At 64.5% G+C, this 21,117-nt stretch carries 20 protein-coding genes; 5 read left to right on the forward strand and 15 right to left on the reverse strand.

Translation table 11 applies throughout. The features are described from left to right. Positions 1–55: 55 nt before the first annotated feature. Together WH303_RS18640 and WH303_RS18645 are read left to right on the forward strand one after the other, a co-directional pair. On the forward strand, positions 56–928 hold the full coding sequence (locus WH303_RS18640; RefSeq protein ID WP_339520372.1) for a DMT family transporter: 873 nt from the start codon (positions 56–58) through the stop codon (positions 926–928). Between the two features lie 72 nt (positions 929–1,000). Then, positions 1,001–1,828, forward strand: a complete 828-nt coding sequence (locus WH303_RS18645; RefSeq protein WP_312989645.1) for an SDR family oxidoreductase — start codon at positions 1,001–1,003, stop codon at positions 1,826–1,828. Positions 1,829–1,904: 76 nt separating this feature from the next. On the opposite strand, the gene WH303_RS18650 is transcribed toward WH303_RS18645, so the two are convergent. Continuing rightward, a complete protein-coding gene (locus WH303_RS18650) occupies positions 1,905–2,765 on the reverse strand; it encodes a DUF2076 family protein (RefSeq protein ID WP_339520287.1) in 861 nt (286 codons plus the stop codon). A 123-nt stretch (positions 2,766–2,888) separates the two neighbouring features. After that, on the reverse strand, positions 2,889–3,791 hold the full coding sequence (locus WH303_RS18655; RefSeq protein ID WP_312990384.1) for a DMT family transporter: 903 nt from the start codon (positions 3,789–3,791) through the stop codon (positions 2,889–2,891). Positions 3,792–3,904: 113 nt separating this feature from the next. Between WH303_RS18655 and WH303_RS18660 the strand changes: the two genes are divergently transcribed. From WH303_RS18660 to WH303_RS18670, 3 genes are all read left to right on the forward strand, one after another. Next, positions 3,905–4,885: a quinone oxidoreductase family protein gene (locus WH303_RS18660; protein ID WP_021027201.1), complete on the forward strand. Its 981-nt coding sequence runs from the start codon at positions 3,905–3,907 to the stop codon at positions 4,883–4,885. A 101-nt stretch (positions 4,886–4,986) separates the two neighbouring features. After that, positions 4,987–5,838: an NUDIX hydrolase gene (locus tag WH303_RS18665; protein ID WP_339520290.1), complete on the forward strand. Its 852-nt coding sequence runs from the start codon at positions 4,987–4,989 to the stop codon at positions 5,836–5,838. Further along, complete coding sequence (locus tag WH303_RS18670; protein ID WP_339520291.1) at positions 5,835–7,112, forward strand: NAD(P)/FAD-dependent oxidoreductase; 1,278 nt, start codon at positions 5,835–5,837, stop codon at positions 7,110–7,112. The genes WH303_RS18665 and WH303_RS18670 overlap by 4 nt, the downstream gene beginning before the upstream one ends. A 31-nt stretch (positions 7,113–7,143) precedes the next feature. Here the strand turns inward: WH303_RS18670 and WH303_RS18675 are convergent, their stop codons facing one another. From WH303_RS18675 to WH303_RS18735, 13 genes are all read right to left on the reverse strand, one after another. Beyond that, positions 7,144–7,791 carry an aspartate/glutamate racemase family protein gene (locus WH303_RS18675; RefSeq protein WP_339520292.1) on the reverse strand — a complete coding sequence of 216 codons (648 nt, stop codon included), beginning with the start codon at positions 7,789–7,791 and terminating at the stop codon, positions 7,144–7,146. Between the two features lie 9 nt (positions 7,792–7,800). Next, positions 7,801–9,228: an MFS transporter gene (locus WH303_RS18680; RefSeq protein WP_339520294.1), complete on the reverse strand. Its 1,428-nt coding sequence runs from the start codon at positions 9,226–9,228 to the stop codon at positions 7,801–7,803. Between the two features lie 444 nt (positions 9,229–9,672). After that, the gene (locus WH303_RS18685) at positions 9,673–10,122 is read right to left on the reverse strand and encodes a hypothetical protein (RefSeq protein ID WP_021027197.1); all 450 of its coding nucleotides are present in this window, start codon (positions 10,120–10,122) and stop codon (positions 9,673–9,675) included. 21 nt (positions 10,123–10,143) lie between these two features. Beyond that, positions 10,144–10,455 carry a hypothetical protein gene (locus tag WH303_RS18690; RefSeq protein ID WP_021027196.1) on the reverse strand — a complete coding sequence of 104 codons (312 nt, stop codon included), beginning with the start codon at positions 10,453–10,455 and terminating at the stop codon, positions 10,144–10,146. A gap of 135 nt (positions 10,456–10,590) precedes the next feature. Next, on the reverse strand, positions 10,591–10,875 hold the full coding sequence (locus WH303_RS18695; RefSeq protein ID WP_339520296.1) for a hypothetical protein: 285 nt from the start codon (positions 10,873–10,875) through the stop codon (positions 10,591–10,593). A gap of 140 nt (positions 10,876–11,015) precedes the next feature. Beyond that, entirely contained in the window at positions 11,016–11,861 is an 846-nt protein-coding gene (locus WH303_RS18700; RefSeq protein WP_339520297.1) for a MurR/RpiR family transcriptional regulator, read from the reverse strand. 89 nt (positions 11,862–11,950) lie between these two features. Further along, complete coding sequence (gene otnI / locus WH303_RS18705; RefSeq protein WP_339520299.1) at positions 11,951–12,760, reverse strand: 2-oxo-tetronate isomerase; 810 nt, start codon at positions 12,758–12,760, stop codon at positions 11,951–11,953. Between the two features lie 69 nt (positions 12,761–12,829). Beyond that, positions 12,830–13,516, reverse strand: a complete 687-nt coding sequence (locus tag WH303_RS18710) for a class II aldolase/adducin family protein (RefSeq protein ID WP_339520300.1) — start codon at positions 13,514–13,516, stop codon at positions 12,830–12,832. Between the two features lie 14 nt (positions 13,517–13,530). Beyond that, entirely contained in the window at positions 13,531–14,808 is a 1,278-nt protein-coding gene (otnK, locus tag WH303_RS18715) for a 3-oxo-tetronate kinase (RefSeq protein WP_339520302.1), read from the reverse strand. Continuing rightward, positions 14,805–15,728 (reverse strand): L-threonate dehydrogenase, encoded by a 924-nt coding sequence (gene ltnD / locus WH303_RS18720; RefSeq protein ID WP_339520304.1) that lies wholly within the window; start codon positions 15,726–15,728, stop codon positions 14,805–14,807. The genes otnK and ltnD overlap by 4 nt, the downstream gene beginning before the upstream one ends. 100 nt (positions 15,729–15,828) lie before the next feature. Continuing rightward, entirely contained in the window at positions 15,829–17,193 is a 1,365-nt protein-coding gene (locus WH303_RS18725) for a GntP family transporter (RefSeq protein ID WP_339520306.1), read from the reverse strand. 295 nt (positions 17,194–17,488) lie between these two features. Next, positions 17,489–19,567, reverse strand: coding sequence for a catalase (locus WH303_RS18730; protein WP_339520307.1), 2,079 nt, complete (start codon positions 19,565–19,567; stop codon positions 17,489–17,491). Between the two features lie 340 nt (positions 19,568–19,907). Then, positions 19,908–20,948, reverse strand: coding sequence for a hypothetical protein (locus WH303_RS18735; RefSeq protein WP_339520309.1), 1,041 nt, complete (start codon positions 20,946–20,948; stop codon positions 19,908–19,910). Between the last annotated feature and the right edge of the window lie 169 nt (positions 20,949–21,117).

Here is a 21,117-nt window from a genome sequence, read left to right on the forward strand (position 1 = left end):
GTCTGTTTCTGTTGCACCGGCTGCGGTGCTCACGCCCAGTGTGCGCCGCGCCGGCATGGTCTGCGCCGTGGTGGGCGCCATCGCCTTCAGCGGCAAGGCCATCATCGTCAAGCTGGCCTACCGCCATGGGGTCGACGCGATCACCTTGATCATGTACCGCATGCTGTTTGCGCTGCCGCTGTTTGTCATCATGGCCTGGTGGGCCGGGCGGGGCAAACCGGCGCTGTCGCTGCGCGACTGGCTGGCCGTCATCGCGCTGGGCTTTTGCGGCTACTACCTCTCCAGCTACCTCGATTTTGCCGGGCTGAGCTATATCAGCGCGGGCCTGGAGCGGCTCATCCTCTACCTCAACCCCACCTTGGTGCTGGCGCTGGGCTGGCTGCTCTACCGCAAGGTGGCCAGCGGCCGCCAGCTGCTGGGCCTGACCATCAGCTATGCCGGCGTGATGCTGGTGTTTGGCATGGAGCTCTACACCCACGGCGCCGGCCAGCAGGTGGGCTGGGGCGCCACCCTGGTGTTCCTGAGCGCCGTGAGCTATGCCATCTACCTGGTCTACAGCGCACAGTATGTGAAACGCCTGGGCGCCTTGCGCCTGGTGGGCCTGGCCACCAGCTTTGCCTGCCTGTTCTGCATTGCCCAGTTCTTGCTGACCCGGCCGCTGCAGGCCGCGCAGGTGGATGCGGCCGTCATCTGGCTGTCCGTCCTCAATGCCACCCTGTGCACCGCCGTGCCGGTATTGCTGGTGATGCTGGCCGTTGAGCGCCTGGGCGCCGCCACCGTCGCCCAGACCGGCATGATCGGCCCGCTGTCGACCATCCTGATGGGCGTGTGGCTGCTGGGCGAGCCGCTGACGCCGGTGATGGTGGGCGGCACGGCCTTGGTGCTGACCGGCATCTATGTGTTCACCCACCAGGCCAAAAGACAATAAAGGGCATGTCCAGGCGCCCGAGCGCAACTGCCATTTGTGACATAGCATCGATACCCACAAGGAGATTTGAATATGGATTTTGGAATTGCCAACAAATGGGCACTGGTCTGCGCGGCCAGCAAGGGCCTGGGCCGTGGTTGCGCGCAGGCGCTGGTCAATGAGGGCGTCAACGTGGTAATCAACGCCCGTGGCGAAGAGGCGCTGAAGGACACCGCGCGCCAGCTCAAGGTGATGGCCGCGATGTGGGCGGCAGCCGCACCCGGCCGCGTGGCACCCCAGGTGATCGCCGTGGCCGCAGACATCACCACCGAAGCCGGTCGTGCTGCGGTGCTGAATGCCCAAGGCGGCCCGGGCCAGCGCTTTGACATTCTGGTGAACAACGCCGGCGGCCCGCCACCCGGTGATTTCCGCGACTGGGACCGTGAGGCCTGGATCAAGGCACTGGACGCCAACATGCTCACCCCCATTGTGCTGATCCAGACCTTGATCGATGGCATGGCCGAGCGCGGTTTTGGCCGCATCGTCAACATCACCTCCAGCTCCGTCAAGGCCCCCATCGATATCCTGGGCCTGTCCAACGGCGCGCGCAGCGGCCTGACCGGCTTTGTCGCCGGCGTCGCACGCAGCCCCATTGCCGGCAAGGGCGTGACCATCAACAACATCCTGCCAGGCAAGTTCGACACCGACCGCATTGCCGCCACGATCTCGGCCACCGCCAGCAAGACCGGCAAGAGTGAAGCCGATATCCGCGAGGCACAGCAAAAGCAGATTCCTGCCGGCCGCTACGGCACTGCCGATGAGTTTGGTGCGATCTGCGCGTTTCTGTGCAGCCAGCAGGCGGCCTATATCACCGGCCAGAACATCCTGCCGGACGGCGGCTCCTACGCCGGTACGTTCTAAGCGCCCGCACCCAAAGCAAAACCGCCCGAGCAGCTGCCCGGGCGGTTTTTTTTACGTCTGACGTTCTGGCCGGCTATCAGGCCTGGTCGTCGTCAAAGAAATCAAAGCCATCGTCGCCGCTGTCATAGCCGGCGACGTCCTGGCTGTCGCCGCTACTGCTGGTGTTGCTGCTGTCCGAATCGGGCATCCAGCGGTTGGCGGCCGAGTCCACATGGTCACGCCCGGCTTGCTGGGCGAGCTGGTCCAGGCCTGCGTTGTCGCCGCTGCTGCTACTGGTGTTGGCCGTGCTGGCGCTGTCTGCAGCCGGGCTGCTGCTGGCCGCATGGCTGGGGTTGGTTGCCGCCTGCGCGGGGTTGCTCCAGAGGTGGCTCAGGCCATTGAACAGCAGCATGCCACCCGCCACACCGGCGGCAGAGGCAGCGGCCTGGCCCAAAAAGCCACCCGCTGCCGACCCAGCGCTGGGTTGTGCAGGCATGGGAGATGGAGCCTGGCTGGCTGCTGCCGGGGCCGCGCCAAACCAGCGCCCCGTGCTGGCCGGGGCTGGCGTATCGCCATAGCCTGCGGGCGCAGCGCTGTTGGGCGGATAACTGGGGGCATAGCCAGCGGGGCTGCGGCTGGCCAGGTTGGCATCCGGGCTGCGGCCAAAATGCGTGTCCAGCCCGGCACCCAAAAAGCTGGTGCCGCTGCCGCCAGCCGGTTTAGCGGCAGCAGCCCGGGCCTCGACCAGTTGTGCCTGCAACTGCGCCTCTTGCTGCTGGGCCTGTTGCAGCGCCTGCTCCAGCAGCAGGCCGCGCTGGGTCAGCCAATAGAGCGCATCGGGGGTTTGCTGGGCCTGTTGGCGTACCCAGGCCTCTGCCTGGCCATCCTTGGGCTGGCAATCCAACTGGCGCAGTTGCTGGAAGAGGTTCTCAATCAGGGTCTGTTCTTGCGCGTTCATCTCGGCATCCTCGCAGGTGGTGGTGTCACCGCATATGGGATGCACTGTGCGCTTGCGCAAGGGCGCCAGTGTGAAGCGCGCGTTCTATCCGTAGCAGGTTGTAAACGCCTGGGCCGGCCCGCATCAGGCCCGGCGCGACGAGATCACAATCCCGGCGACCACCAGCACAAAAGCCGCCGCATGGTAGAGCCGGGGCGGCTCACCCAAAAAGGCGGCTGACAGCACGGCGGCAAACAGCGGTGTGAGGTTGGTAAAAAAGCCCGCCACCGTGGGGCCCACGCGCTGCACGCCCATGCCCCAGCAGCGGTAGGCGACCAGGGCCGGGCCAATGACGATATAGGCAATGGCCCAGAGCAGGGTGCTGTTCATCTGCAGCTGGCTGGCGCCCACGGCCCATTCGCCAGCGGCAAACAGCCCGGACCAGAGCAGGCCAAAGGCCAGCTGGGCCATCAGCAGCAGCGCCCACTGGCTTTTGATGCCGGCCGGATCGGGGGTACGCACCAGCAGCCAGCTGTAGAGCGACCAGCAGGCGGTGGACAGCAGCATGAACAGATCGCCGGGCACCAGGCGCAGCTGGGTCAGCTGCTGCCAGCTGCCGTGGCTTAACACCAGCAGCACGCCACTGACCGAGAACAGCGCGCCCAGCATCTGCGGGCGCGTGATGCGGGTCTGGAAGAACAGCGCGCCAAAGGCCATCATCCACAGCGGCATGCTGGACGCCACCAGGGTCACATTGATGGGCCCCGAGGTCTTGAGTGCCATGTACTGGAAGGCGTTGTAGCAGCCAATGCCCAGCAGGCCGATGATGGACCAGCGCTTCCACTGCGGCCACAGCGGGCTGCCCCGGCGCAGCAGCGGGTAGGCCAGCGGCAGCATGATCGCAAAGGCCAGCAGCCAGCGCACAAAGTTCAGCAGCATGGGGGAGACTAGCTCGTGCACCAGCCGGCCCACGACGGCATTGCCCGCCCACATCAGCGGGGCGGCGGTCAGCAGCGCCATGGTCGATGGTGTCAGTTTTTGTTGCATCGCGAGACTGTACATCCCCGTGACAGCAGCGGGTGTGAAAGCGTGGCAGCATGGTGACTGACGGCACCAAGCACCTACCCAGAACCTATCTCAGTTCACACAGGAGAATTCCCATGTCTTTGGCAGTACAGATTGCGCGCAATGGCGGACCCGAGGAGATGAAGCTGGTCGACGTGGATGTCGGCGCGCCCGGCCCCGGCGAGGTGCGCATACGCCACCATGCGATCGGGCTCAACTTTATCGATGTCTACCAGCGCACGGGCCTCTACACCCTGCCGATGCCTTTGAACCTGGGCATGGAGGGCGCCGGCGTCGTCGAGGCCGTGGGCGACGGCGTGCAGCACCTGCAGGTGGGCGACCGCGTGGCCTATGCCAGCAACCCGCCCGGCAGCTACAGCGAAGTGCGGGTCATGCCTGCCACCTATGTCTGCCAGCTGCCCGACAGCATTGATTTTGAAACCGGCGCGGCGATGATGCTCAAGGGCCTGACGGCCCAGTACCTGCTGCGCCAGGCCAAGCCGGCAGAAGGCCTGCATTCGGGCGACTTTGTGCTGTTCCACGCTGCGGCAGGCGGCGTGGGGCTGATCGCCTGCCAATGGGCCAAGGCGCTGGGCCTGCGCCTGATTGCGACCGCCGGCTCCGCAGAGAAATGCCAGCTGGCGCTGGCCAACGGCGCCGAGGTCGCGATCAACTACCGCACGGAAAACTTTGCCGAACGCGTCAAGGACATCACCGGCGGCAAGGGCGTCAAGGTCGTCTATGACTCCGTCGGCAAGGACACCTGGGATGGTTCGCTGCAATGCCTGCGCGCCTTTGGCCTGATGGTCTCGTTTGGCAATGCCTCCGGCCCGGTGCCGCCTTTTGCGCCAGCCATCCTGGCGGCCAAGAGCCTCTATGTCACGCGCCAGGGGCTGTTCACCCATCTGCGCTCGCGCGAGGCCTGCCAAGCCATGGCCAATGATTTGTTCGCCGTTGTCGGCTCGGGCCAGGTCAAGATCCATATCGCGCAGCGCTTTGCGCTGTCCGAAGTGCAGGCCGCGCACCGCGCGCTGGAGGCCCGCCAAACCACGGGCAGCAGCATCCTGCTTCCCTGATGTTCCCGTAGCCGATGTCCGCATCGGGTTTTGGGCGGGGGCTCGCGGCCCCCAGGCGCAGATGGACTAACATCCATCTGCTTTTATTTTGATAGTGCCCCATGTCCCCTGTTTCTCCCCCGCTGTTCGCGCCCGAGCCGCCCACCTGGCTGGCTGCTGCGCGCAGGGCCATGCAGTCGCCGCCGCGCAAGCCCCGGCTGCCGCTCTGGGTCAACGGCCAGGCGGTCGGCTCCCTGGTCGAGCATTTCTTGATCGACACAGGCATCGCCGGGCGCCTGGGCGGGGATGCCCTGCTGTCCAAGCGCGAGCGCTCGGGCACGGCGGTGTGGCTGCTCGAATCACCCACGCAAGACGCGACGGCGCTGATGGGCCGCCTGGCCGATGCGCTGCGCGATGCCGGCCGCAGCGGCCCCTGGCGCCATGAGCAGCTGGCCGTGCAGGCGGTCGATGGCAGCCGCATCGGCACCGTGGAGCGCGGCGCAGTGCGTGTGCTGGGCATCGCCACCTTGGCCGTCCACCTGGTGGGCATCGCGCCCGATGGGCGCCTGTGGGTACAGCAGCGCGCGGCCAACAAGGCCAACTACCCGCTGCATTGGGACACCTTGATGGGCGGCATGGTCTCGGCCCAGGACAGTTTGGACCAAGCGCTGGCCCGCGAAACCTGGGAAGAGGCCGGGCTCAAGATCGCCGATCTGCAGGACCTGCGCCATGGCGGCGTGCTGCGCTTTCGCCAGCCCGACAGCGATGGCGGCGGCGACCTGGGCTATATGTACGAAGACATCCACTGGTATACCGCCACCGTGCCCGAAGGCCAGGTGCCCCGCAACCAGGATGGCGAGGTGGCGCAGTTTGCGCTGTGGCAGGCTGATGAGGTCCAGCAGCAGCTGGCGCAGGCACGATTCACGCCCGAGGCCGCCTTGGTCTGGGCCGGTTTTGCAGATTGGATGACATGACAGAGACAGTGAACAAGCAGGGCGCCCCGGTGCAGGCACCCAAGCAGGTGGTGGTCGTCGGCGCCGGTGTGGTCGGCGTGGCCACGGCCCTGGCGCTGCAAAGCTATGGCGTGGCCGTCACCTTGATCGACCGGGGCGAGCCCGGCATGGAATGCAGCTACGGCAACTCCGGCGCGATCAGTCCCGGCTCGGTCGCGCCGCTGGCCCTGCCTGGCATCTTGAAGACCGTGCCCGGCATGCTGATGGACCAGGACGGCCCGCTGTCGATTGGCTGGAAGCACCTGCCCAAGGCAGCATCCTGGCTGGTGGCCTTTGCGCAATCGGCCGAGCCCAAGCGTGTGGCTGCCGCGGCCGAGCGCCTCAACGACCTCTACCAGGGCGCCGTCGATGCACATGCCGCGCTGGCGCAGAACCTGGGCGTGTCTGAGTTGTTCATGCGGCGCGGCCATTTGCACCTCTACCCCGATGCCGACTATGCGCAAAAGGATGCCACCGGCTGGCAGCTGCGCGCCAAATACGGCTACCAGGTCGAGGAACTGGACCGCGCAGGCATCGAGGCGCTCGAACCCCATGCGCCCCAGGGCTATGCCCATGGCCGTTATCTCGCCGACCACGGCACCATCCTGAACCCGCTGCGCTATGTGCAAAGCATGCTGCATGCCTTTGTGCAGCGCGGCGGCAAGCTGGTGCAGGCCGAGGTCAAGGCCATCCGCCCCGATGACAAGGGCTGGGCCGTGCGTACGGGCGATGCCGCGCTCGATGCGCAGCGCTGGCCGCATATCGTCGTGGCCGCTGGCGCCTGGGCGCCTGCACTGCTCAAGCCGCTGGGCATGCTGCTGCCGATCGAATCGCAACGCGGCTACCACGCCCAGTTTGCCGGTGCCCAGCACCTGGTGGAACGCACCATGGTGCTGGCCGACAAAAAGGTGTTTATCGCACCGATGGAAGGCGGGCTGCGCGTAGGCGGCACGGTCGAGATCGCCGGGCTGACGGCGCCCCCCAACCCGCGCCGCGCAGCGGGCATCGAGCGCATTGCGCGCGAGGCCTTCCCTGCCCTGGCCGGCCTGGATGCCCAGCACTGGATGGGCCACCGCCCCTGCCTGCCCGGCTCCGTGCCGGTGGTTGGCCATATCGATGCAATCCAGGGCCTGTGGCTGGCCGTGGGCCATGGCCACCTGGGGCTGACGGGATCGCTGCCGACGGCACAGCGCATCGCGAACGGGATGTGCGGGCCGCAGGTGCTGCCGTTCTGGCAGCTGCGCACGGCCGGCTAAACCGCAGTGTTGCGGCTGATCGTTTGTTCGCTTAGCCCATCAGCTGCGCCAGCCGGCGCACCGCCGCCGGTATCGGCGCAATCACCGGCAGATGCAGGCGCTCGGCCAGCGCAATGGCGGCCTGGCCCAGCGGGCCGCCGCCAATGATCACGGCCTGCGCGCCATCCTCGTCCACACAGCGCTGCACCGCACGTGCCAGTGCTTCTTCCAAGGCCTGGGCATCGCCGGCCAAGGCGCGCGGGTCGCCCTCGGTCAGGCGGATGCCGGTGTAGAGATGGGTCAAACCCACGGCAGCCACGCGCCCGGCAATCGGCTCCACCAAATCGGGGGTGACGGTGGCCACGCCAAAGCGCCGCCCGCCGCTGGCGGCCTCCAGCATCGAGGCCTCGGCAATGCCGACGACGGGCACGGCGCTCAAGGCCCGCAGCCGCTCCAGCCCCGGGTCGCCAAAGGCGCTGATGATGACACCGGCGCAGTCGCTGGGCGCCTCGCGCCAGCAGTCTTCCACCTCCAGCGCGGCTTGTGCCAGCTCGGTCGCGTTGACGATCATCGAGGGGCCCTTGCCGGCGGTGCGGGGCAGAATCTGCCACTGCGCGGGTGCCGAGCGCTGGGCAATGTCGGCCATCATCGTGGTGGTGGCCTCGGAAGCATTGGGGTTGATCAGCAGGATTTTGGGCATGCAGCAAAACTAGGATTGGGCCGTGGCAGGTGTGCCAGCCAGGGGTTCGGCATCGGGGGAACGGCCATAGGTCTCGGGCACACATTGCACGCTGATGATGAAAATCAGGTACATCGCAGCGGCCAGGCCAAACACGCCGCCCAGGCCAAAACCATCAAACAGACGGCCTGCTACCAGCGGCATCAGCGCACCGGCGGCCGTGCCGGTGGCCAGGATGAAGGGGGTGCCAAAGGCGCGCACACGGGTGGGGTAGAGCTCGGGCGCATAGATCCAGATAGTAGTGTTGAGCAGCAGCACAAAGAACTGGAAGGTAGCCCCAGCAATCAGCAGCACCACAATGCTCTTGGCGGCAAAGCCAATCGTGAGCGCCGCCAAGCAGGCGCAGATGGCGCCGGCGGTCAGCACGCGTTTGCGCGGAAAGTGAAAGCCCAGCGCCGAGGCCGCAATCGCGCCCAACAGGCTTCCGCTTTGCATCACCATCGTGAACAGCAGGCTCTTGGACATGCTGTAGCCCAGGCCCACCAGAATCGTCGGCATCAAGGTCAGCACCGAAATCTGCGCGCCATAGGTCATCCAAATGGTGATGCACAGCGGCACGGTGCGGCGGCCCAGCGCGCCCCGGAAAATCTCGGTGATGCGCACCTTGATCTTGGCCGCCGTGGTGCTGGCGCCGTCATCGCTGATATAGGGGTGGGCGGCTTGCGCGGCGCCCGCCAGCTTGCCCGATGCCAGGCGCGTCAGCACCGCATTGGTCTCGGCAATGCGGCCTTGCGACAGCAGAAAGCGCGGTGTCTCGGGGATATAGCGGCGGTAGAACGCAGCCAGCAGCGCCGGCACCATCAGGCAGACAAAGAGCCAGCGCCAGCCGTTGTCCCCAGGGAAGATCCAGAACACCAAGAGGCCAAAGGCCGGTGCCAGAAAATTGCCCAGCCCGCCCGCGCCCACATTCACCAGGCCCACTGCTGTGCCCCGGAACTTGGACGAGCAGAACTCCGACAGCATGGTGACCGCAATCGCAATCTCACCCCCCAGGCCAAAGCCCACCACCGCGCGGCCCAGCGCCATCACCGCCAGATTGGGCGCCATCGCGCAGATGCCCGCACCAATGGTGAACAGCAGCAGGTCCACCGTCAGCATCACGCGGCGGCCATAGCGGTCTGCGATATAGCCCGAGACAATGCGGCCAATCGCCGCGCAGGCAAAGGTCACCGAGTTGAGCATGCCGATGTCCGACGCCGTCAACCCCCATTGCTCCTTGAGCATGGGCCCGATGATGCCGACCGCGTTCTGCTCAAAGCTGTCAAACAGGCAGCCAATCAGGATCAAAAAGATGATCGTGTGGTGCGAGCGGGTCACCCCAATCTTGTCCAGGGCCTGGTCGAGTTCGGCCACCTTGGGAGAGTCGGGTGCAGAGGAAAGTGCAGGTCCACCAGCCATTGAAAGCTCCTTGAGAAGAGTCGTACTTGCTCGATTCGGATCGCTGCGCCAGTGTTGGGCAGTTCATCGAAGTTTGGTATAGGTATTTCACTAATATGGTGCATGTGAAATTAAAATTTCATGCACCAAGCAGGCTATAGCAAGCAACGTGCCATCCATGGTGGCGTTGGGGATCAGGGCGGTGGGGACGTTAAGGTAGGCCCGGCAGCTGATGGGCTGCGTAGGTAGCTGTGGCGATAGGGGCTGAGACCAATAGGGAGAGGGCTGAGGGCGCCAGGGCACAAATACTCCATGCGCCAGCGTTGCAGCGGCCGATCTACAAAGTGGAAGTGTTGATGGGACTGGGACGATGTCGCTTGTGGCTGGCTCTAAACGCTCCAAAGCCGAAGTTCAGTTCGTTCCAAAGCAGACATCTGGCCTCGGGCGGGATCGTCTCAATCACTCCTAACCTATAAGGAGGTGTAGGTATGGCACCTTGCGCTGCCAAAATTGAAAATAGTGGATGGCCGCCATTGAAGCAGCGCCGGCTTCATACTGCAGCCTCATCTCCTCTGAGTCACCCGTGCTCAGGATCATTACTCCGACCGAGTCTTCCTTAAAGGCGCCGAAATCGACAGACTGTATATCCCTTGTTGCGACCTTAATTGTCTGGGTTAAATACTTCCCGGCCACCATGCGTGACGTCAAAATGGACCAGCTCGTTGACGAAATATAGGACGACACGATCGGCAATTCGCCGGGTTCGAGTTGATATTGGTGGGGAATACGAGGGTCAACTCTGGATAGTATTGTGTGGGCCCAAATATCCTGCTTCATGGAGGCCCGCTCGATATAAGCGAGGCAGAGGCGGGCGATCTTGGCATCATCGAAAGTTTGTTTATTGTTGTCTATCATGACCAGTTGAATCCACAGCCGTCAGGCATCTGCAGTCAGTTTCACATCGCTCTCGTTCCTCCCCAGCAGCCAAATTTCACTGCCAATCGGGACACTCTGCTTGGTAGCTGCAGGTAGCGTGCAAAAGAAACTGAGCACTTTCGCTGGTGGCGTCTGGAATGGAATTTGGAAGACAGCGCTGCATTCAAGGTTCTCGCTGTCTGGTCGGACAACGCGAACCTGCTGGTTGGCATCGAATCGATAGGCGGAGGCGGGAAAGCCGGGAGCAATGATGAGGCCGCGCCCAGACACAAGAAACGTATCTTCAACACGGCAGAGCAAGAACTCGGGCATGGATATTCCGGTTTGAAGTGGCAGTCCGATTTGAATCAGATTGTGATCCAAATCCGGTTAGCGATTCCTGGCCCATCTATCATGGTCGCCGACCGACCATTGCAGGCGTTGCCCAACTTTAATCAAGACCCTTGGTTAGTCCTCTGCGTCTCGAACGGGGCGACCCAGGGCAGTCGAGAGTTGAGCACAAAGCTGAGCGACCCATTGCTCCCATTCGCGGCTCTCCATTTCTCCCTCAAAAACGATCCCACTGGGCTCCACGGACGCCGTCACATACTTCGCATCACCTTCAGATCCGAACCAATGCGGAAAATCGTCTGATTCAATCCATCCCGGCATGGCTCCGTAGGCGTCCAATACCGCGGCCCACATCTCTTGCGGCTGGTCATATCGGACGTCGAGTGTGATCTTTTGATGCATACGTTTCTTTGGCTTGCGGCCTGTCAGTCGAATGTCGAGTAGGCGGTCGCGAGCGTCCGATGGTGGCTGTCGTCGCCCGACTTTCATCGATCACTGGTTGGGCAGCGGGCCTGCATCGCGCCAGTGCAGCCCAGCCAGCATCAAAACTCCAGGTGCTGCTCATGCTGCTGCTCAATGGCCGCCAGGCGCTTGCGCCCTGGCGCTCCCGCACCCTCCAGCACCATCGTGGCCAGCAGGTCGCAGACGGCCATCACGGCCACATGGTTGTCCAACAGGCCTGGGCCAAGGCAGTCGCACTGGATGGACCAGGTGGCCGCGGCATAGTGGGGGGAGGCCTGGTCGCTGACCAGCAGCACCGAGGCCCCGGCCTTGCTGGCGCTGGCCAGCAGTGCGGCCATCTGGCGGGTCTGGCGGCGCATGCCAAAGACGATGACGCAATCGTTTTGGCTGAGGTGGGCGGTGTACTCGGCCAGGGTCTCGCCCGGGCCGGGCAGGCTGATGACCTGGGGCACCACCTGGATGATCTGCCAGCGCAGGTACTGCGCAAACGCGTGGCTGCTGCGGCTGCCAAAGATGAGCACCTGGCGCGCAGCGATGATGGCCTGCACGATCTCGCTCAGCTGCGGCTCACTGAGCTGGTCCAGGGTGTTGATCAGGTTGGCGAGCGAGCGCTCGCGGTGGGTTGCCAGCATCTGCCCGCGCTGAAAAGCCTCGGTGGCCGACTGGAACAGCGGCGAGCCGCTTTGCTTGTCCTCGCGCACCTGGCGGCGCGCTTCTTCGTAGTTCTCATAGCCCAGGCGCCGGATAAAGCGGCTTACCGTCGAGGGCGACACCCTCGCCAGCTGGGCCAGCTCATTGCCGGCGTAGCTGGCCAGCTCACCGGGGAACTCCAGCACAAAGTCGGCCAGTTGCCGCTCGGTGGCCGGCAGTGCCTGCAGGTGCTGGCGCACCCGCTGCAAAAAGGATTCGGTCGCTGGTGTTCGCATCGCAGGGCGGCGGGCTGGTGGGCCTGCGGCTAAAGAGGGATGAGGGGATTCTAGGGCACTCCATCCACCATGGCGGTGCGTGTAGCCGCTTACTCAGCCTTTGCCAGATAGGGCTTGAGCCAGCCCAGGCCATCGCTGGTGGCATGGGGCGCTGCGCCGCGCGCGGGCTTGTACTCGCAGCCAATCCAGCCGTCCCAGCCCAGGCGGTCCAGCAGCGCAAACAGATAGGGGTAGTTCAGCTCGCCCACATCGGGCTCATGGCGTTCGGGCACGCCAGCAATCTGGATATGGCCGACCTGGCCGGTGGGTAGGTACTGGCGGATCTTCATCGCCAGGTCACCTTCGACGATCTGGCAGTGGTACAGGTCCATCTGCACCTGCACATTGGCGGCGCCCATCTCTGCGACCAGTGCATGGGCCTGGTCCTGGCGGCTCAGGAAGAAGCCGGGCATATCGCGGCCATTGATGGGTTCCAGCAGAATGCGCACACCCTGCGCCGCTGCCTGCTCGGCCGCATGGCGGATATTGGCAATATAGGTGGCACGCACGGTAGCGGCATCTGCGCCCGCAGGCACCAGGCCGGCCATCACATGCAGGCGTGGGCATTGCAACGCCTTGGCATAGCGCAGCGCCTGCGCAATGCCGTCGCGGAACTCGGCCTCACGCCCAGGGATGCAGGCAATGCCGCGCTCGCCCCGGTCCCAGTCGCCCGGCGGTGCATTGAACAGCACCTGCTGCAGGCCCTGCTGCTGCAGCAAGGCTGCCAGTTGCTCGGGCGCGTAGGCGTAGGGGAAGAGGTACTCGACGGCAGTAAAGCCATCGCGGGCGGCGGCGGAAAAGCGGTCCAGAAAGTCCAGGTCGTTGTAGAGCATGGACAGGTTGGCAGCAAAACGGGGCATGGGGTGCTTTCCAAAAATTGAAGCGGCCGGCAAGCAGGCGATCAGCGTGCGGCAGGCCGGGAGGTGGTTTTACCAGTGGGCGCCAAAGCTCTGGCGCAGCTCGTCAATCTGGGCATCCGTTAGCGGCGCGGGCGGCTGTGCGCGGCATTGGTTCCAGAGCAGGGCCGTTTCTTCCAGCTCTTCCAGTGCGGCCATGGCCGCAGCCGGGCTTTCGTGCCAGACATTGGGGCCCAGGCGTGCCAGCATCACCGCGCGGATCGGCCGGCCTGCTGCCGCGTACTGCGCAATCGCCTCGGCCACGGCCTGCGCCGCATCGGGCGAGCCGGGGCGGTGGTAGGGGATATGCGGCACACGGCCCACCTTCATCACAAAGTAGGGCGTCAACGCCGGCAGCAGCTCGGCAGCGGGCGCCACGCCCGGCACGGCAGTGGCTTGCAGCGAGCAGGCGACCAGCTGGCGGCTGTGGGTGTGGATCACGCAGCCGGCGGGTGTGGGCGTGTTGGCGCTGGCCTCGTAAATGCGCCGGTGCAGCACGATGGTCTTGCTGGCGCGGTCACCGCTCAGTTGCTGGCCTTGCAGATCGAGCTTGGCCAGGCGCTCGGGCTGCAACTGGCCCAGGCTGGCATCGGTGGGCGTGATTAGGTAGCCATCGGCCAGGCGCACGCTGATATTGCCGGCGCTGGCATGCACATAGCCGCGCTGGTACAGCGATGCGCCGACCCGGCAGATCTCGGCGCGGGCGCTGGATTCATCCATAAAGACCATGGTTGTCAGCCTTGCAAGGAGGTGAATGCTTTGGTGAAGAAATCGGTGCTGCCAAAGTTGCCCGATTTGAGCGCGATGTGCAAGCCCTCCGGTGCTGCCGGGCTGGCCGCATGGCACCAGGGCACACCCGGGTCAATCTGGCCACCAATGCGCATCTGTGCAATGCCCAGCGCCTGCACGCAGGCGCCTGATGTTTCGCCACCGGCCACCACCAGCTGGCGCACGCCCAGCTCCACCAGGCCGCGCGCAATCGCGGCCAGGGTTTGCTCGACCAAGGCCCCCGCCTGCTCCACGCCCAGCTGGGCCTGGATGCTGCGCACCGCATCGGGCTCGGCGGTGGAGTAGACCAGCACCGGGCCGCTCGCCAGATGCGGGCGGGCCCAGTCCAGCGCCTCGCGCACGACCGCATCACCAGCGGCCATGCGCAGCGGCGCAATCGCAAGCGCCTGGCGGCCGCTGGCGATAAAGTGCGCCACCTGGGCATTGGTCGCTACCGAGCAACTGCCGGACACCACCGCTTGCAGCCCACTGGCCGCTGGCAAGGCGGCAGCCTGGTTGCTGGGTTGCAGGCCAAAGTTGGCGGGCAGCGCAATGGCGACGCCCGAGCCGGCGGTCACCAGCGGCAGATCCGCCAGCGCCGGGCCCATGCGCAGCAGGTCATCGTTCGATACCGCATCGACAATCGCAATGCCCACGCCGTCGGCCTTCAGCGCCGCAATGCGGCTGCGGATGGCGTCTGCGCCCTGGGCCACCACGCTGTGGTCGATCAAGCCCACCTTGCGCCGGGTCTGCGACTGCAGCACGCGCACCAGGTTGGGGTCGGTCATGGGGGTCAGCGGGTGGTTCTGCATGCCGCTCTCGTTCAGCAGCACATCGCCGGCAAAAAGATAGCCTTTGAAGACCGTGCGCTTGTTGTCTGGAAAGGCCGGGGTGGCAATGCTGAAATCGCTGCCCAGCGCATCCATCAAGGCCTCCGTCACCGGGCCGATATTGCCGGTGGGCGTGCTGTCAAAGGTGGAGCAGTACTTGAAATAGATCTGCTGCGCGCCCTGGCCCTGCAGCCAGCGCAGGGCATCGAGCGACTGGGCAATGGCCTGGTCAGCGGGGATGGTGCGCGACTTGAGGGCCACCACCACGGCATCCACCTCGGTATCGAGCGGGCCCGTAGGCACGCCAATGGTCTGCACCACGCGCATGCCGGCGCGCACCAGGTTGTTGGCCAGGTCAGTGGCGCCGGTAAAGTCATCGGCAATGCAGCCCAGCTTCAACGCGGCCCCGCTCATCGCAGGCCTCCGTCGTTGGCGGCTTGGGGCAGGGTAATGCCGGGGAAGATCTTGATCACCGCGCTGTCATCTTCCTTGGCGTAGCCGGCAGTCGATGCCTGCATGAACATCTGGTGCGCGGTGGCCGCCAGCGGCAGCGGAAACTTGCTGGCGCGTGCCGTATCCAGCACCAGGCCCAGGTCCTTTACAAAGATATCGACGGCCGACAGCGGCGTGTAGTCACCCGCCAGCACATGGGCCATGCGGTTTTCAAACATCCAGCTGTTGCCGGCGCTGTGGGTGATGACCTCGTAGATCGCCGCAGCATCCACCCCTTCGCGCAGGCCCAAGGCCATGGCCTCGGCCGCAGCGGCAATGTGGACACCGGCCAGCAGCTGGTTGATGATCTTGACCTTGCTGCCCGCGCCGGCCTTGTCGCCCAGGCGGTAGACCTTGCCAGCCATCGCATCGAGCACATCGCCCGCTGCTGCGTAGGCCGCTGGCGTGGCCGAGGTCATCATCGTCATCTGGCCGGCCGCTGCCTTGGCCGCGCCGCCGGAGATGGGGCCATCGACATACAGCACGCCGCTCTGGGCCAGGCGTGCCTCCAGCGAGATCGACCAGTTCGGGTCCACGGTGGAGCACATCACAAAGGTGCTGCCGGGGCGCATCGCTGCAGCGGCGCCATGCTCGCCAAACAGCACGGCCTCGGTCTGCGCAGCGTTGACGACGACCGACACCACTACATCCACTTGCGCCGCCAGCTCGGCCGGGTGGGCGCAGGCCACACCGCCAGCGCTGGCAAAGTCGGCCGCCGCCCCCGGGCGCACATCACAGACATGGACCTGGTAGCCCCGGTTGCGCAAGGTTTGGGCAATGCCCAGGCCCATGGCGCCCAGGCCGATGACGCCCACCTTGGCGCCTTGCTGTTGTGTAGTCATTGGAGATGCTCCCGTGAATCAGAGATAGAGAATGCCCGGCCGGGGGCCGGCGCACAAGAATGCAAGTGACAAATAGCCAAGCGGCAAGCCAGGCAGCGGATCAGGCCACCAGCGCCCAGACCAGGCAGGTCAGCGCAAAGCCGGCCAGGCCCAGCACCGTTGTCAGCACCGTCCAGCTGCGCAGGCCATCGGCCACGCTCAGGCCCAGGTAGCGGGTCACAATCCAGAAGCCCGAGTCATTGACATGCGACAGCCCCAGGCCGCCAAAGCCGATGGCGACGGTCAGCACGGCGACCTGCACCGCGCTGTAGCCGCCGCTGTGGATGCTTTCGGCCAGCAGGCCGCAGGTGGTGAGAATGGCGACTGTTGCCGAGCCCTGCGCTGCGCGCAGCGCCAGCGAGATGATGAAGCCCAGCAAAATCAATGGCAGCCCCGTGCCCGCCAGCGCCTGCGACAGCGCGGTGCCAATGCCGCTCACCGTCAGCACCTTGGCAAACACGCCACCGGCGCCGGTTACCAAAATCACCGTGGCCGCTGCGGGCAGCGCCGATTCCATCACCTCGTTGGTGCGCTTGCGCGTCCAGCCCAAGGGGCGCACCAGCAGCACAAAGGCCAGGCCAATCGCTACCATCAGCGCAAACACCGGTGCGCCGGTAAAGGCCAGAAAATCACGCATCGCGTCGCCCTTGGGCAGCATGGTCGCGGCGGTCGTGCCCAGCATGATGAGCGCCAGTGGGGCCAGGATCAGGGTCAATACCGCTCCCACGCCGGGCAGCTTGGCGGCAGGCGCATCGGCGGCATCACCGCTGCCAAAGTTGCGGAACTGCGCTTCGGCTTCCGGCTGCATCGCGTAGTGGCGGCGGTTCAAATAGCCGCCCACCCACTGGGCGACAAAGGCCAGCGGAATGCAGATGCCCAGACCGATCAGCGTGATCCAGCCTACATCGGCCGAGAGCACGGCCGCGCCGCCCACAATGCCCGGGTGCGGTGGCACCACCACATGGGTGGCCAGCATGATGCCAGCCACCGGCAGCCCGTACTTGATGGGGCTCACGCCACCCGCCTTGCAAAAGCCATAGATGATGGGGATCAGGATGATGAAGCCCACATCAAAGAACACCGGTATCGACAGCACCAGCGCGGCGGCCGTCAGCGCCGCAGGCACCCGCTTGGGGCCCAGCAGTTGGCTAAAGCGCTGTGCCAAGGTATTGGCTCCGCCGGATACCTCGATCATCCGCCCCAGCATCGCCCCCAGCGCCACCAGGATCGCCACCGACCCCAAGGTGCCGCCCATGCCGGATATCAGGGTGGGGATGATCTCGGCTAGCGGTATGCCGGTTGCCAGCGCCACCAGCAGGCTTACCAGCATCAGCGCCACAAAGGCATGGACTTCAAATCGGATGATGAGCAGCAACAGCGCAGCAATGCTGGCGCCCGCAATGCTCAGAAGGGCAATGGTCGTCATAGGAAGGACTTGTCTCGTTGACTCGTTAGAAGAACTCCTGAGACCCTAAAACCTCGGGAGACTGGTATGGTTATCATACAAATTTTGCGGGATCATAGCATTGCCTTGCTGCGGCTCTGCGCGGTACTTTCCCGAGGCGGTGCAGGGTTTTTTATTGGCCCGGGCAAGACCAGTGGACGGGCGCGAATCGGCCAGTGCTTGCTGGATATGGATGCAAAAAAGGCGCTGCAGCTTTCACTGCAGCGCCTGGTGGTGGGGCGTCATGGGCCCCTCGGCGGCCCCCTAAAACTGGCCATCAAGCCAAGGTCCGCACCTTGGGCTCGCGATCCCAAAAGCGCGACTTCGCACCTTTGATAAAGCCGGCCACATCCTTGGGCTCAAACACGCCTTCATCGGGCTTTACGCCAGCGGCATCCAGGATCAGATGCGTGGCCTTGCAAGCGGCAATCGCCTTCAGGTGCCCAAAGGCATCGCGGAACCAGTCCTGTGCGGCGCTGTCCTTGCTCAGCATCTCGCCCGATGCCATCGGGATCACCGAGGCGACCGCATCGAACTGCGCCGATGGCGCGCCGGCCAGCTGTGCGTCGGCGGCGATGTGCTTGCCATCGCTCAAGGTCGCGCCACCAATCTTGGGGGCGATGATCTTGACCATGGCCTTCTCGGCGAGGATGGCCTTTTGCAGCGCAGCCACATTCTCGGCGTTGGAGCCATCGTCCACCAAAATCGCCACACAGCGGCCTTCCAGGGTCCGCTTCATGCGGTCGATGATGCGCAGCGCAGGGCTGGGCGGCAGGTCTTGCACGGGCACCGCTGGCTTGGCCGGTTTGGGCAGCGCAGCCAGGCCCAGGCCCTTGGCCACGCGCTTGCCCAGGTCGTTGTCAATCACCAGCAAATGGGCGACCACGGCTTCACGCACATGGGGCGTCTGCACCTTGGACAGCTCAAACACCAGGGCGCTGGCGATATGGGCTTGCTCCAGTGCGCTTTGGCTGGTGTAGAACAGGCGCGCCTGGCTGTAGTGGTCAGCAAAGCTTTCGGGGCGGATGCGGCTCTTGGCCTCGGCCTCGGACGGCTGCGCAAACGAGCGGAAGCCCTGGGCGCGCGATTCGCGGGGTGAGTTCGGGTCCAGGCTCGATGGCTCATACGCCACACGTCCCTTGGGCACCTGGGTTTGCATATGGCCATCGCGCTGGGTATGCGCAAACGGGCACTTGGGCGCATTCACGGGGATCTGGGTAAAGTTCGGCCCGCCCAGGCGCGACAGCTGCGTGTCCAGGTACGAGAACAAGCGGCCTTGCAGCAGCGGATCGTTGGAGAAATCAATGCCTGGCGGCACATTGGCCGGGCAGAAGGCGACCTGCTCGGTTTCGGCAAAAAAGTTGTCCGGCCAGCGGTCCAGGGTAAAGCTGCCGATCTTGGTGAGCGGAATCACCTCTTCCGGAATGATCTTGGTTGGGTCCAGGTGGTCATAGGGCAGGGCATCGGCCTCTTCCTGCGTGAACAGCTGCACAAACAAGTCCCAGGCAGGCGCATGGCCGGCTTCAATCGCCTCGAACAGGTCACGGCGGTGGTAGTCGTTGTCGGCAGACTGCAGCTTGGCGGCCTCGTCCCAGACGGTGGACTGGATGCCCAGCTGGGGCCGCCAGTGGAATTTCACAAAGGTGCTCTCGCCCTTGTCGTTGATGAGGCGAAAGCTGTGCACGCCAAAGCCTTCGATGGTGCGCAGGCTGCGCGGGATGGCGCGGTCGCTCATCGCCCACATGATCATGTGCATCGACTCGGGCATCAGCGAGATGAAATCCCAGAAGGTGTCATGCGCAGAAGCCGCCTGCGGGAAGCCACGGTCCGGCTCCATCTTGACGGCATGCACCAGGTCGGGGAACTTCATCGCGTCCTGGATAAAGAACACCGGAATGTTGTTGCCCACCAGGTCCCAGTTGCCTTCCTCGGTGTAGAGCTTGATCGCAAAGCCACGCACATCACGCGGCGTATCGACCGAGCCGGCGCCGCCTGCCACAGTGGACATGCGCACAAAGATCGGCACCTTCTTGCCCACTTCGGTCAGCACCCTGGCCGTTGTGTATTTCTTCAGCGAGTGGCTCAGCTCAAAGTAGCCATGCGCTGCCGTGCCGCGTGCATGCACGATGCGCTCTGGAATGCGCTCATGGTCAAAGTGCGTGATCTTTTCACGCAGCACAAAGTCTTCCAGCAGGGTGGGGCCGCGGTTGTAGGCCCGCAGCGAGTTCTGGTTGTCCGATACCGGAATGCCTTGCTGCGTCGTCATCACTGGGTGGCCGTCACCGGCCTGCTCATGGAGCTCGCCTGCGTTGCCTTGGGTCTTTGCTGCGGACGAGGTCGATTTGCGAGTGGTCATCGTGGATCTCCGTGGGGTTGGCGTTGTGGTCAGCCGGTGGGCTGGAACCACTAAGGATGACAGTTGCACCAGGCCGCGCTTGTAGGCGTTTGGAGGGCTTGGCTGTATGCGTAGGCTGAGGTGGCGGCCTGTTTTCTCCGATGCCGCAGGCGAACGCAAAAAGGCCGCTCATCGAGCGGCCTGGGTGCTAGGGGAGCGATCTTCTTAATGGAAGAAGATGGCAATCAGAATGATGATCGGGATTGGCACGCCAATCAGCCAAAGCAGGATGGATCGCATGGTGTTTCCTTTCTAGGTCTGCCCGCAGGCAAAGGTTGTTTCAGGTGGAATGGATGGTCAGTTAAGCGTCGCGCTGGCGGCCGCCAAAGGTGGCAGACAGGCTGCCCACAAAGGCACCAATCAGCAGCACCACAAACATCCACATCAGCGAATAAGCGGTGGCCTTGCGGGCTTGCTCGGCCGCTTGTTTGGCCTTGGCTTCCGCGTCTTGGGCGGCTTGCTTGGCCTTGTCGATCTGTTGCTTGACCTGGTCGTAGGTGGCTTGCACCTTCTTCTCGGACTCTTCCTGGCTCATGTCGGTGCGTTGTGCCACCAGGCGGCCCAGGTACTGGCGGTCGTCGTTCGACAGCGAACCAGCTTGCAGCGAATGCATGAAGACGCTGCTCATCTCGCTGGCATCATCGGCAGCGGAGCGGGCCTTTTGGGCAACGTTTTGCGCGCCGTCCTTCATGTCCTGCTTTTGCTGCTCGGTAGGGCCACCTTGGCGCAGCAGGCTGTTGATCCAGTAGTTCAGGTCCGAACCTGGCTCATTGGCCTTGCCAGCGGTCACGCCAGCAGCGCCGGTCAGCGCGGCGGAAGCTGCACCGCCGATCACGCCGGTGGCACCACTGGCTGCACCGCCCACCACTTGGGCTGCGCCGCTGACCACAGCACCGGCGGCCCTGGCCGTGCCGGAGATCGCAGCACCGGCCATCGAGCCGGCAATCGCCACCATCAGCATGGTCGCCAGCGCCCAGGACAGAAAGCCATGGGCGGTGTCACGGAAGTACACCTCATCGGTGTGCACGCCCTGCCACTTGGTGCGCAGACGGCCAGCAATATAGCCACCCACACCGGCCGAGGCCAGCTGTGTAAATGCCAGCCAGGCAACTGCGCCCCAGCCAATCGTCTCGCCATCGGCGCCGCGACCGGACCAGACCGAGACCGACGACAGGCCCAGGCCGATGCCCAGCATGAACAGCAACAACGACAGCACCGCTGCTGCCAATGCGCCCGCAAAAATGGCGGCCCAGGAGACCGCACTTTCGCTGCTGCCCGCTAATGCGCGCGGCACTGCGCCGCCGGTGACGACGCGCTCTTCCTCTACATATGTGGTGACCATGGCTATTCCTTGTTAGATGACGCCTTTATTCTGCTTTTGGCCCCCAAAAAGTTTGTAGTCCAAACGCGGGCCAGACCGTGCGCGCTTCGCTGTTAGCGCCATCAGCCAATCTGCGCAAAGGCGCACCAGGCTTGGTTTTTGGCGTTGTGGCAGCAGGAATGCAGTGACC

The organism is Comamonas sp. MYb69 (assembly GCF_037479315.1).
In the GTDB taxonomy this organism is placed as follows: Bacteria; Pseudomonadota; Gammaproteobacteria; order Burkholderiales; family Burkholderiaceae_C; genus Comamonas.